The sequence below is a fragment of the Streptomyces chiangmaiensis genome, from assembly GCF_036281785.1.
GTDB classification, from domain to species: Bacteria; Actinomycetota; Actinomycetes; order Streptomycetales; family Streptomycetaceae; genus Streptomyces; species Streptomyces chiangmaiensis.
In genome coordinates this window covers 1-12,375 of record NZ_JAYWVC010000224.1, presented here as the reverse complement: position 1 = coordinate 12,375, position 12,375 = coordinate 1, and the positions used below count along the sequence as shown (strand labels likewise).

At 69.1% G+C, this 12,375-nt stretch carries 12 protein-coding genes and 1 pseudogene; 5 read left to right on the top strand and 8 right to left on the bottom strand.

Translation table 11 applies throughout. The annotated features are described in order from the left end of the window. Positions 1–435: 435 nt before the first annotated feature. On the bottom strand, positions 436–1,968 hold the full coding sequence (locus VXC91_RS36960; protein WP_329511730.1) for a recombinase family protein: 1,533 nt from the start codon (positions 1,966–1,968) through the stop codon (positions 436–438). Between the two features lie 127 nt (positions 1,969–2,095). After that, positions 2,096–2,290, bottom strand: a complete 195-nt coding sequence (locus VXC91_RS36955) for a hypothetical protein (RefSeq protein ID WP_329511729.1) — start codon at positions 2,288–2,290, stop codon at positions 2,096–2,098. A 244-nt stretch (positions 2,291–2,534) separates the two neighbouring features. On the opposite strand from VXC91_RS36955, the gene VXC91_RS36950 reads away from it, so the two are divergent. The 4 genes from VXC91_RS36950 (at position 2,535) to VXC91_RS36935 (ending at position 7,034) form a co-directional block, all read left to right on the top strand. Next, positions 2,535–3,038 (top strand): MarR family winged helix-turn-helix transcriptional regulator, encoded by a 504-nt coding sequence (locus VXC91_RS36950; protein ID WP_329511728.1) that lies wholly within the window; start codon positions 2,535–2,537, stop codon positions 3,036–3,038. A 20-nt stretch (positions 3,039–3,058) separates the two neighbouring features. Then, complete coding sequence (locus VXC91_RS36945; RefSeq protein WP_329511727.1) at positions 3,059–5,581, top strand: MFS transporter; 2,523 nt, start codon at positions 3,059–3,061, stop codon at positions 5,579–5,581. Between the two features lie 108 nt (positions 5,582–5,689). Beyond that, positions 5,690–6,511, top strand: a complete 822-nt coding sequence (locus tag VXC91_RS36940) for a YceI family protein (RefSeq protein ID WP_329511726.1) — start codon at positions 5,690–5,692, stop codon at positions 6,509–6,511. A gap of 49 nt (positions 6,512–6,560) precedes the next feature. Then, entirely contained in the window at positions 6,561–7,034 is a 474-nt protein-coding gene (locus VXC91_RS36935) for a PPOX class F420-dependent oxidoreductase (RefSeq protein WP_329511725.1), read from the top strand. Between the two features lie 21 nt (positions 7,035–7,055). Here VXC91_RS36935 and VXC91_RS36930 read toward each other — a convergent pair whose 3' ends face one another. The 6 genes and pseudogenes from VXC91_RS36930 to VXC91_RS36905 form a co-directional block, all read right to left on the bottom strand. Then, positions 7,056–7,829 (bottom strand): TetR/AcrR family transcriptional regulator, encoded by a 774-nt coding sequence (locus VXC91_RS36930; RefSeq protein ID WP_329511724.1) that lies wholly within the window; start codon positions 7,827–7,829, stop codon positions 7,056–7,058. Positions 7,830–8,049: 220 nt separating this feature from the next. Next, positions 8,050–8,343, bottom strand: a pseudogene (locus VXC91_RS36925) (mannosyltransferase YkcB-related protein); the annotation flags it as partial. A 191-nt stretch (positions 8,344–8,534) separates the two neighbouring features. Next, the gene (locus VXC91_RS36920; protein ID WP_329511723.1) at positions 8,535–9,275 is read right to left on the bottom strand and encodes a response regulator transcription factor; all 741 of its coding nucleotides are present in this window, start codon (positions 9,273–9,275) and stop codon (positions 8,535–8,537) included. Positions 9,276–9,516: 241 nt separating this feature from the next. Further along, positions 9,517–9,867 carry an antibiotic biosynthesis monooxygenase family protein gene (locus tag VXC91_RS36915; RefSeq protein WP_329511722.1) on the bottom strand — a complete coding sequence of 117 codons (351 nt, stop codon included), beginning with the start codon at positions 9,865–9,867 and terminating at the stop codon, positions 9,517–9,519. A gap of 115 nt (positions 9,868–9,982) precedes the next feature. Next, on the bottom strand, positions 9,983–10,849 hold the full coding sequence (locus VXC91_RS36910; RefSeq protein WP_329511721.1) for a DUF2797 domain-containing protein: 867 nt from the start codon (positions 10,847–10,849) through the stop codon (positions 9,983–9,985). Beyond that, the gene (locus tag VXC91_RS36905; protein ID WP_329511720.1) at positions 10,846–11,091 is read right to left on the bottom strand and encodes a hypothetical protein; all 246 of its coding nucleotides are present in this window, start codon (positions 11,089–11,091) and stop codon (positions 10,846–10,848) included. The genes VXC91_RS36910 and VXC91_RS36905 overlap by 4 nt, the downstream gene beginning before the upstream one ends. Positions 11,092–11,399: 308 nt before the next feature. Between VXC91_RS36905 and VXC91_RS36900 the strand changes: the two genes are divergently transcribed. Further along, positions 11,400–12,020 carry a TetR/AcrR family transcriptional regulator gene (locus VXC91_RS36900; protein WP_329511719.1) on the top strand — a complete coding sequence of 207 codons (621 nt, stop codon included), beginning with the start codon at positions 11,400–11,402 and terminating at the stop codon, positions 12,018–12,020. Positions 12,021–12,375 lie beyond the last annotated feature (355 nt).

Here is a 12,375-nt window from a genome sequence, read left to right as displayed (position 1 = left end):
GTCACATCGTCAGACACCGCAGCCGATCACGACCTACTGAATGCTTACGCGCAGGCTCGCACGGAGTTCGTCGATTTCCTTCTGAACTTCCGTCGGCCGCGCCTTGCCCCGATAGGCGCGTTCCAAATTGCCGAGCCTTGAGCGCGCCTGCCGCCACGACTCCATCGAGCCCCCTGCCGTTCACGCTTTGACCCAGACTTCCACGGCGAACGGCCGTGCAAATCCAACGCGGATTCCTTAGAGGCTAAGGCTCTGGTGGTACGAATTCCAGCAGGTCAGAGGGGTTCCTCCGTCGTGCACAATTCCACGACATCCGACCCGTCGAATTTCCTCGTATTTCCTTTTATTTTCTCGGACTTCGCTTTTGAAATTCGGACATCTTCGTACTCCGTCGAACTTTATCGGGCATCCTCTTACGATCCGAAGTGGCGTGAGTTACGTCACATTCCCGTCTTCTCGATACCACTCGATCCGGTCGACCGCAGCGATGTTTCGCCATCGCCCGCTGCCGATCCGGTGCACACGCACTTCCCCCAGGACGGAAGGCGTGAGCAGCAGTCGCGCCACAGCGCGTCGCGCACTGATTGGTGCGGCCTCCCACCTCCGTACGACGTTGGCGCCGGGCTGGATGAGGTCGCTCAAGGCAGCGGGCAAGGTCAGGTCGCGCACTTCGGCCTCAAGGCGAGCGATGTCCGCCTCCAGACGTTCCAAGCCCCGCGCGATCATCCGTGCCTCCGCGAGCGAGGCAGGCTCCGCAGCCTCCATCACGTCCTTCTCCGCACGCATCGCGGCCACGTCGGCGCGCAGCTTCGCAGCCTTCTCCGAGTCGCCCGGGCTCGCTGCGAAGTCGCGGTACACCGTGTCGCTCGTCAGGTAGGCAAGCATCGCGCCGACGACCACCTCGTCGGTCTCCGCCTTATCGATCCTGACGCACGAGCGAATGGCGCACTGGTACCGCGGATTCTTCGCGCCGCCCACGCCCGGGCGCATGATGGCCTTCAGGACGTCTCCGCAGACGCCGCACCTGATGATGCGTGAGATCTCGTGCACTGCCTTGCCGTCGTTCTTAATGGCACGGCCAGGCGCAGTGAGAGTGCGCTGCACGGTGTAGAAGGTCTCCTCGTCGACGAGCCCTTCCCAGGTGCCGTCGGTGACCTGGCCCTGGTGGACGCGCTTCCCGGCGTAGGCGGCACGCAGGGCCATGCTCCGGATATGAGGGCCCGTGTAGGGCGTGCCGCTCTCGTTGAGGATGCCGCGTCGCTTGAAGTCCTCCGAGACCGACAGGAGCGAGTGGCCGGCGCGCAGGCGGGCGAAGACCTCACGGACGATGTTGCACTTCGCGATCTGGCCGCTCGGTTGCTTCGAGTCGGGCACGAGCGTCGTGTCCGGCAGCCAAGTGATGAGCTTGCCGGTCTTCGGGTCGTACTCGCCGCGGAAGCCGAACGGCGGGCGCCCGTGCGGTCGGCCCTTGGCGGCCTCGGCGGCGGCCGTGCGGCGCGTCCTGGCGGACGTCTTGAGGGCTTCCTGCTCCGAGTCGATGGCGGCCGACTGGAGCACCTTCCGGTCGGCGGGGCGAGCCGGGTTGTACAGGCGGTCGTCGGTCGTGATGAAGACCTGGACGCCCTTCTCCTCGAGCAGCTCGATCAGGATGGCCCACTCGGAGACCCGCCTCGAGCCGCGCGAGTTCTCCCACAGGACCAGGACGTCCGCGCCGAACTCGCTGTCACGGCCGGTCGGCCCGCTGCGCAGGTCGGCGAGCAGCTGCTCGAAGTCATCGCGCCGCTTCGTGGCGAACCGCGACGCGCTGCGGTCGTTGTCGCCGTCGTACGGCTGGCCGAGCACGATTCCGTGCTCGGCCGTCGCCGTGACGTTGTCGTCGTGCTGCTCTGTGACCGAACGGCGCTGCTTGGAGCGGTCATCGGACACGCGCAGGTACTCGCGCCCTAAGAGGGCAGGGCTCAGCGTCATGGCTCAACAATGCCCAGGACTAAGACCCTTGACAAGGCGTGTGCGTCGACGCGTGGCGTGTGCCGCTCGGCACATCGAGACGCGGGACGTGTCCGTCCAGTGGACGTAGGGCCTCGCCCTGCTCGTACTACTTCAGCGCCAGCCAGGCGACCGCGGCGACGATCACCACGACGGCGATGACGCCCACGATCAGGCCGACGCGCGGCCCTGACGAGGCGGACGCCGACGGACGGTTCTGAGGGGCCTCGTCGACGAACGCACGGAACATCTGCGTGCTGCCGGCGGGGTCGTAGTTGCCCTGGGGGCCCTGGGTGTTAGCCATGGCCCGAGACCCTAGCGAAAACGGGGAGGCTGCCCAAGTGCGGGTGCCCCACTATCGCCGGGTCGCGGAGCACCGGGCTGTGACCTCCCTGTACGGACTCTGCCGAGCACACGCGATCCACCTGGGGGTTTACGTTTGCCAATACTTGCCTTTGCCAAGTTTTTAGTCCAGGAGCCCCGGCTTAGTTTGCCTGCGGCAACCAACAGTTTTATGGTTGCCCCAAGCAACGATACTGGGAGGGGTGATGGCCGAGCGAGCGCAATACGCAGAGCTGGCGCGTCAGCTCGGCGCCATTGGCGCCGTGACGCGGGACATGGGGCGGATCCTGCCGCCCGACTGCCCGGGCGGCTCCGCCGCCGTACTGACACTGCTCGGCCGCTTCGGGGACATGCGCATGAGCAAGCTCGCGGAGTTGCTCTCTGTCGACATCTCCGTCACGAGCCGCCACGTCGCGCAGGTCGCAGACCACGGCTGGATCGAGCGCTCCCCCGATCCCGCGGACAAACGCTCCCGCATCCTGCGCCTGACGGTCCGCGGCCGGATCCAGCTCGACGAGTTGTCCCGGCGGACCACCGAACTGCTCGCCGAGCGGCTGAGCGACTGGCCGGAGGACGACGTCGACCAGCTCATCCTGCTGATGGCGCGGCTGCGGGCGAGCTTCGGCGACTGCCGCTCCGCGCCCCGGCTCATGCAACTCGCCCCAGCGACGCAATCCGTTGCAGACCAGACCACCCGTACACCCGCATAACGAACGGAAAAAGGAAGCCCATGGCAACGACCACACCAGCCGGTGTGCGGGCTCACGCCAAGCACGGGGGAGGCCTCCCGGTCGGCGCTCCGATGACGCACCGGCAGATCATGGAGGCCCTGTCCGGGCTGCTGCTCGGCATGTTCGTGGCGATCCTGTCGTCCACGATCGTCTCCAACGCGCTGCCGCACATCATCGGCGACCTCGGCGGAGGCCAGTCGGCCTACACCTGGGTCGTCACCGCCTCCCTGCTGGCCATGACCGCGACCACCCCCCTGTGGGGCAAGCTCGCGGACCTGTACAGCAAGAAGGCGCTCGTCCAGATAGCCCTGGTCATCTACGTACTCGGTTCGATGGCTGCGGGCCTGTCGCAGAACCCCGGCATGCTCATCGCCTGCCGGGTCGTCCAGGGCGTCGGCGTCGGCGGTCTGTCCGCGCTGGCGCAGATCGTCATGGCCGCGATGATCTCCCCGCGCGAGCGCGGTCGTTACTCCGGCTACCTCGGCGCCACCTTCGCCGTCGCCACCGTCGGCGGACCGCTGATCGGCGGTGTCATCACCGACACCTCGTGGCTCGGCTGGCGCTGGTGCTTCTATGTCGGTGTCCCCTTCGCGGTCGTCGCGCTGATCGTGCTGCAGAAGACCCTGCACCTGCCCGTGATGAAGCGGGACGTGAAGGTCGACTGGGCCGGCGCGTTCTTCATCTCCGCCGCCGTCTCCCTGCTGCTGGTCTGGGTCACCTTCGCCGGTGACAAGTACGACTGGGTGTCGTGGCAGACCTACACCATGGTGGCCGGTGCGGTCGTCCTCGGACTGATCTTCATCCTCGTCGAGTCCCGGGCCGCCGAGCCGATCATTCCGCTGCGTCTGTTCCGCAACCGCACCATCACCCTGTCGTCGCTCTCCTCGCTCTTCGTGGGTGTCGCGATGTTCACCGGCACGGTGTTCTTCGCCCAGTACTTCCAGCTGGCACGGGACGAGTCCCCGACGATGTCCGGTGTGCTGACGATCCCCATGATCGGCGGCCTGTTCGTCTCCTCCACCGTCTCCGGTCAGGTCATCACCAAGACCGGCAAGTGGAAGGCCTGGCTGGTCACTGGTGGCGTGCTCGTCACCGCCGGCCTGGGTCTGCTGGGCACCATCCGCTACGACACGCCTTACTGGAGGATGGCCGTCTTCATGGCGCTGATGGGTCTCGGCATCGGCATGATGATGCAGAACCTGGTGCTGTCCACACAGAACCAGGTGGAACCCCAGGACCTCGGTTCGGCCAGCTCCACGGTCACCTTCTTCCGCTCCCTCGGCGGTGCGATCGGCGTCTCCGCCCTCGGCGCGATCATGACCCACCGGATCACCGACTACGTCCAGGACGGCCTCGCCGACCTCAGCCCCAAGTACGCGCGACTCGCCGCCAAAGCGGGCTCCGACGGCGCCATCCCGGACCTGGGGAAGCTGCCCAAGCCGCTGCGCACGGTCATCGAGAGCGCGTACGGCCACGCCATCGCCGACGTCTTCCTGATCGCCGCCGGCATGGCGTTCCTCGCCTTGGTGATCACCCTGTTCATCAAGGAGGTCCCGCTGAGGACCAGGGGCGCTCTGGCGCAGGCCGCGGCTTCCGAGTCCGAGCCCGAGAAGGCGCCGGTGGCCGCCGCCGAGGCTTCCGCGCCCATCGAGGAGAAGGTCCCGAGCTGGGCGGTGGCGAGCACAGAGACCGCCCCCGACGGCACACAGAGGCTGGCCGCGGTCGCCACCCTGGCCCCGCCCACCTCCGCCGGTGAGAGCGGCGGCGTCCCTGTCCACGGCTTCGTCCGTGGCGCCGAGAGCGCACCGGTGGCGCGGGCCGCCGTCACGCTGATCTCCCTCGGGGGCCGTCAGCTGGGCCGGTCGGTCGCCGGGGTCGACGGTTCCTACGCCGTGGACGCGCCGGGCGCCGGCAGCTACGTCCTGATCGCCTCCGCCGACGGCTTCCAGCCGCAGGCCTCGACGGTCGTCGTCAACGAGGACCCGGTGTCGTACGACATCCTGCTCAGCGGCACCAGCGGACTGCGCGGAGTGGTGCGGGCCGTCGAGACCGGCCTGCCGGTCAAGGACGCGATGGTGATCGTCACCGACATCCGCGGCGATCTCCTGGCCACCGCCACCACCGGCGAGCAGGGCGAGTTCTCCTTCGCCGAGCTGGTGCCGGGCGCCGTGACCCTCGCGGTGAACGCCGCCGGACACCGGCCGCGGGCCCTGCCCGTGGAGATCGGGGCCACCGGGGTCACCAGGATCGAGGTCGACCTCGACTCCGGCGCCCAGGTCGAGGGCGTCGTGCGGGCCCCGCACGGCCCCCTCGGGGACGCCCGCGTGACGCTGGTCGACGCGGCGGGCAACGTGGTCGGCACGGCCACGACCGGTCCGGACGGTGCGTATGCCTTCACCGACCTGAACAATGGCGAGTACACGGTCATCGCGACGGGCTACCCGCCGGTGGCGACGGCGGTGACGGTGAACGGCCGAGGCGTCGACGACCACGACATCGAATTGGCCCACCCGGGCGAGTAGCCGGACCCGGCTCGTGGCGGGCGCGCTGTTGACGTGCGGTGCGCCCCCACGGGCCGGTTTTTTTAGTGTTCTACGGGGATATTCAAGGATTTAGAGGGAGACCACACGATGGGACTGACCGCACGGATCCGTACGCGGGACGGATGGGCCGTGTCGCACGCGGTCGTCACCGTGACCGACATGACCGGTAGCCAGGTGGTGCGCGCCGAGGCCGACGGGGACGGGGTCGTACGGGACGCGACCGCGCTGACCCCCGGCGCGTACACCGTGATCGTGACCGCGGTCGGGTACGCGCCCGCCGCGTCCAGCGCGATCGTCACGGCGAGTGGTCGGGCCGAGGTCGGGACCGTGACGCTGGCGCGTCAGGGCGGCACCGAGCTGCCGCCGCCCGGGCCGTGGACCATCGACCCGGCGCACTCCTCCGTGGGCGCGGTCGCCCAGCACCTGGGGATCTCCAGCGTGCACGGCCGCTTCACCGAGTTCGCCGGACGCATCGAGATCGCCCCGGACGACGTGACGAAGTCCCGCGTCGAGGCCGTCATCCGCGCCGCGTCGATCGACACCGGCAACGGGATGCGCGACAACCACCTGCGGTCTGCCGACTTCCTGGACGTCGAGAGGTACCCGGAGATCACGTACCGCTCGACGGACCTGACGGCCGCCGGCGCCGACCGCTGGACGGTCCACGGCGAACTGGCCATGCGTGGTCTCGTACGTCTGGTCGACCTGGACCTCGCCTACCTCAGCACCGGCTCCGACCCGTGGGGCGGCACCCGAGCGGCCTTCCGTGCGACGACGGAACTGCGCCGGGAGGACTTCGCGATGAACTACAACCAGGTGCTCCATGCGGGCGTCGCCTTGGTCGGTACCACTCTCAAGGTCGAACTGGACATCCAGGCGGTGCAGGGCGACTCGCTGCCCCAGGCGTAGGCACAGCAGGGTCACCCACATCCGGCGCCGCTGCCCCTAGGCTGCCTCCATGGCACCGAACATCGCGACGAACACCGCCGTGACGCTGGACGAACTGCTGAACTTCGTACGCCCCCGTCACCGCGCCATCCTGCTGACGCGGCGCGCCGACGGAAGCCCTCAGGGCTCGCCACTGACCTGCGGGGTCGACGACTCCGGGCGGATCGTGGTCTCCACGTACCCGGAGCGCGCCAAGACCCGCAACGCCAAGCGGGACGAGCAGGTCAGCCTGATCGTGCTCAGCGACGAGTGGAACGGGCCCTGGGTCCAGATCGACGGCACGGCCGAGGTCCTCGACACCCCGGACTCCGTCGAACCGCTCGTCGAGTACTACCGCAACATCGCGGGCGAGCACCCGGACTGGGACGAGTACCGGGCGGCCATGGTCAAGCAAGGCAAGTCGATCATCCGGGTCACCCCGGTGCGATGGGGTCCGGTGGCGACGGGCGGCTTCCCGGCGCGCCTGGTGCCGTCGGACGACTGACCGCTCCCCGGCCGCCGGGGGCTACCCCCGCACGATCATCGCCTCGATCCCCGCGATCAGCGTCTCCAGCGCGAACGTGAAGTCCCGCTCGCGCATCTCCTCCACCGTGTCGCCGCCGCGGGCCTCCATGAGGTCTGCGGCGTGGTGCACGACCTCGCTCAGGTCCGGACTCTCCGTCACCGCGCTCATGGCGTGGCGGAAGTACTCGTCCTGGCTCAGCCCGGCCGCCGCGCAGCGCTCGATGAAGCGGCCCTCGATCGTGCCGAAGCCGTACACGAACTGGAAGACGGCGGAGATCGCGCCCATCTGGCCGCGTGCGGGCAGCCCGGTCAGCCGGATCACCCGCTGCACGGCGAGCGAGAAGCCGACCGCGTGGGGGCCGATGTTGAGGAACGTGCCGGCCAGCGGCGACAACCAGGGGTGGCGCACCAGCAGCGCTCGGTATTCGACGGCGAGCGCCCGCAGTCGGTCGCGCCAGTCCTCGCCCGAGTCGGCGGCGGGCAGCCGCATCTCGCCGAAGGCCGCGTCCAGCGCCAGTTCCAGCAGATCGTCCTTGGTGTCCACGTACCAGTAGACCGACATCGCGGTCACGTTCAGCTCGGCGGCCAATCGGCGCATGGAGAACTTCGGCAGTCCCTCCGCGTCCAGCAGCCGTACGGTCACCTCGGTGATCCGGTCGCGGTCCAGGCCCGACGGCTGGCCGCCGCCACGCGAGCCTCCGCCCCGGGGCCCCTTGCCCTCCAGCCAGACGCTGGTACGCGCCAAACGCTCCGCCCGCTGGGCTGCCTTCACCATGGCGTACCTTCCTCGACTCTGCGACCTGCTCACGATGCTAGGCGCCCGGCGGATGCGCAGGACCGTGACACCTCGGGGGCGACGGTCCCCTCCGAGCCTTCCCCTTGCGGCCCATCCGGCAACTCCACTGCCACCGGCCCCAGATCGGCGCGGTCGTTCCGGCACGCAAGAGCGGTGGCCCTGGCACGAGTGCCGGGGCCACCGCTGGGGACACGAACCGTCAGCCGGCTGACTTCTGCGTGAGGTCGTAGAAGGTGGCCGAACCCACCGTGACCTTCTTGAAGTTCTTCTCCACCCACGAACTGATCTGTGAGCCGACGTCGGACCCGATGTTGCCGCCACCGCCGCCGAAGCCGCCGGCGATGAAGTAGCGGATCCTGCCCTGCGCCACGTACTTCTGGAACTGGGCCAGAGTCGGCGACGGGTCGCTGCCGTTGAAGCCGCCGATCGCCATCACCGGGTCGCCGGTGGCGAGCTGGTAACTCGCGGCGTTCTGGGAACCGATGAGCCCCGCGGCACGCCGACCGGCCACGATGACCTGGGCGTTCTTCTGGTGGTCGAGATGCCGGCTCAGCGCGATCGTCGTCACCGTGCCGATCACCGCGCACACCACGGCGATCAACGCCACCGCCGAGACGACGAGCCGTGTCCGCAGCGTGCGCGGCTGTCGTCCCCGCTTCTGCGTACGCGGCCGTCGCCGCGTGCTCATGACGCAGCGGGCTTGATCAGATAGCCGGCGCCGCGCCTCGTGTGGATCATCGGCTCATGCCCGGCGTCGATCTTCCGCCGCAGGTACGAGATGTAGAGCTCGACGACGTTGGCCTGCCCGCCGAAGTCGTACGACCACACACGGTCCAGGATCTGCGCCTTGCTGAGCACCCGCCGCGGGTTGCGCATCAGGAAGCGGAGCAGTTCGAACTCGGTGGCGGTGAGGTGAATGCCCTGGCCGGCCCGCGACACTTCGTGGCTGTCCTCGTCCAGGGTGAGGTCACCGACGACGAGCACGGAGTCGGAACGGCGGTCGGCGGCACCGGACCGCCGGATCAGCCCACGCAGTCGGGCCACGACCTCTTCGAGGCTGAACGGCTTGGTGACATAGTCGTCGCCGCCGGCGGTCAGACCCGCGATCCGGTCCTCGACGGCGTCCTTGGCCGTGAGGAATAGAACCGGTACATCCGGCAGTTCGCGCCGCAGCCGCCCCAGGACGGTCAGGCCGTCCATGTCCGGGAGCATCATGTCCAGGACCACGGCGTCGGGCCGGAACTCACGGGCGGTCTGTATGGCGCCCTGTCCGTCACCCGCGCTGCGGATCCGCCAGCCTTCGTAGCGGAGGGCCATGGAGAGCAGGTCGGTGATGGACAGCTCGTCGTCCACCACCAGCACTCGGACGGGGCTCCCGTCCGGCCTCAGCAGTTCGGAGCGCCCCTGGGGCGAGGTCGTGGTCATGGTGGACACCTTGTCGGGGGCCTCTGAGAGAGCCCTTTCTCCTATCTGTGATTTCCCTGAGAAATGCACAGGCAGCTCTCAGGGAACTCCTGGGAAGGCCCTGCATGGACCCGGCCTCCGCGGGCCGTGACCTCGCTGCGGGGACGACCAAGCGACGTGGGTGAGCAGGTCCGCTTCTGAAGGCCCCGTGCGCGGACTGAGAGGTGACGGTGCCTCAGGGAGGGAGCTCGCGGCGGATCGCTCAGTTCTCCGTCCGCTGGAAGGTATGGCTGCGCTCGACCTTGGCGACGTGCAGCGTGTACGTCTCGTACCAGTGCGCGCGCCCGTTCCTCTGGGCCGCGCGGTGCTCCGGATCGCTCCGCCACTCCTCGATGGCGGCCAGGTCCCGGAAGTACCCGACGGTGATCGAGAGCCCGCCCGGGGTTCGGGCGTGGTCCATCCCGAGGTACCCGGGGACGTCCTTGACCAGTTCCTCCAACCGCTCGGAGGTTTCGCCGTACCCGCTGTCCACCTCGGTGTGCACGGAGGTGAAGACGACGGCGTAGTACGGGGGTTCATGGGCGGCGACAGGGGCAATGGGGTGATCGCTCATGTCATCACGATCAGTCGCGTCCGTGCCGCACGTCCACCCTCTTGCGGTACGGGATCCGAAAGGGATCCGTCTCTCGACCGTCCCGTCCCGCGGTGTCGGCCCGGGCCCTCGACGGTCAGAACAGCCCGCCCTGCACCTCCGTGTCCCCCGGCTTCCGCACCGGTACGGACACTTCGTCCCGCCCGGCGGTCGTCAGCCCCCACCCCGTCATCAACCGCGAGTCCAGGACGAGCAGCCCCCGCGCGGTCACCAGATGAAGATCGGGCCCGGCGACGGCCCGTACATCCCCGCTCACCGCGCCGCCGGCGACGAGCTCGCTCACCACGCCGTCCGCGCGGGGCAGCCCCTCGAGCCCGAACACACCGCTGTGGTCGACAGCCCGGAAGGGCGCCCGCTCGAGCGACTCCGGCCAGCCTTCGAGAGCCACGGCCCGCGCGTGCACTTCCGCCAGCTCGGCGAGCCGCTCCCGGACCGGTGGCAACACCGCCCGCACCCCCCGTTTGTCGGCGTATGGAATCCGGTCCGGCACCCGGAGCGCGGCACGCAGCAGCTCCTCCGCGCGCCGCGCCGCCATCAGCGGCCCTCGCCCCAGCCAGCTGAAGCAGACGGCACCCTGTTCGAGGAGCCGCGTCGCGCCACGCTCGGCCACGGTGATCCCGACCTTGACCATGCCGGGCCCGAACCACGCGAGATACACGCGATACGGCCGCGGATCGTCGGCGACGGTATCGGCGGCGACGGAGTGTGCCCGGTCGAGACGGGCGCACTCCTCGCACCGCGCACCGGTGCTCCGCCCCGCCACCTCGGCCCGCACCGGGCACGCGTGCCCGCGCGCCCCCACACACGTGCGTCCACCTGCCGGCACGACGGCGAAGGCCACCCGCTTCCCCCGCTCAAGACCACTGCGGCGCCCGCCTTCCCACCCCAGCACGGGTCCGTCGTCACCCCACCGCAGCCCCGTACATCTCCACACCTGAGTCATCGCTGTCGAGCGTAGGCGCCGCCACTGACAGCGGCGGGCGCCAGCGGGTACGGGCCGCCGTTCAAGGCGCCGGCCGTACGCAGCCAGACGGAGCGGGACAGGCATATCAGCGACACACAGGAGACCATGTGGATCGCGCTGCTGCGCAGCGAATCGGGCCAGGTGGCCTGCAGGGCGAGCGCCGTGAGGCCGACGGCGTACCCCACCGCCGCGAGCCGCGGCAGCACACGGGACCGCGCCATGGATATGCCGAAGAGGACAGTCCCGATGACGAAGACCGCGCCGCTGCCGAGGAGCGCCCATCGCGTGGGGCCGTCGAGCAGTGCCTCGAAGACGTCCGGGTCCGGTCCGGCACAGGACCGCGGTCGGCGAAGCAGCGCACACGCTCCCCATCTGGATGATGTTTGACATCCACAAAGGACCGACGTATGCCCCGGCCGACCGCGACACCACGGGACCGGCGCTAATGAATCCGGTTCACCAGCCACCATGGGGTGCTAATGAACCGATGTCAAGTAGTTAATGAACCGGTGTCCACTAAGATGCAGGCATGAGCTCCGACCGGACCGCCGCCCGTACCCGCCTGGACCCGGCCGCGCGCCGTGAGCAGCTACTGCAGATCGGCGCCCGCCTGTTTGCCGAGCAGCCCTTCGAGGAGGTCTCCATCGAGGAGATCTCCAGCCTCGCGGGCGTCTCCCGGGGACTGATGTACCGCTACTTCGCAACGAAGCGCGACCTGTTCCGCGCGGTCGTCCAGGAGGCTGCCGACCGCCTGGTCGAGCCCACCGCCCCCGACTCCGACCTGCCGCTCGAAGAGTGCCTCACCGCCGGCCTGGATGCCTACATCTCCGCCTTCGAGGCGAACGCGGCCCTGATCCGCGCCGCCTATGCGGGAGCGGCCACCGCCGACGAGGAGGTGCGCGCGATCATCGCCGCCCAGGCCCGCGGCCATGAGGGCAACATCCTGGCCACCCTCACCTCGATGGGCGCGGTCGAGACGCCCAGGCTCCGGATGGCCGTCCGGGGCTGGGTCCTCATGTGCCGCATGCTCGTGCTGGACTGGCTGGACACCCGGGAGATCACCCGCGAGGAGCTGCGAGACCTGTGCCACAGGAGCCTGCTCGCCCTCGTCGACGACGAACTCGGACCGCGAGCGCGCACCGACCCGTAGGCGATCGCGTCGCGACCGGCAGGCCGTCCTACGCCATGGGCGGTACGGGCCGACGCGGGTGCGGTGCACCGGCCTTGCGGGCGCCGCACCCACAAGAAGCGGCGGCGATGGTCGTGCGCCGGTCCGACACAAGCCGTCCGCTGCCTGCCCCTACCCCGTCGCGGTCATGCCCTGCACACGAAGAAGCCCCTGCTCATCGAACAGGGACTCCCTTTGCCACAACGCACTCAGTTTCCGTCTCATTCATCCTCGTTCACGACCGTTCAGACGGGACGCTGAGCTATCACCACGCCGACAGCCAGCCGAGCGTGAACGCAGGTGAACGCTCCCGCACACAGCACCACACCCCACCAAC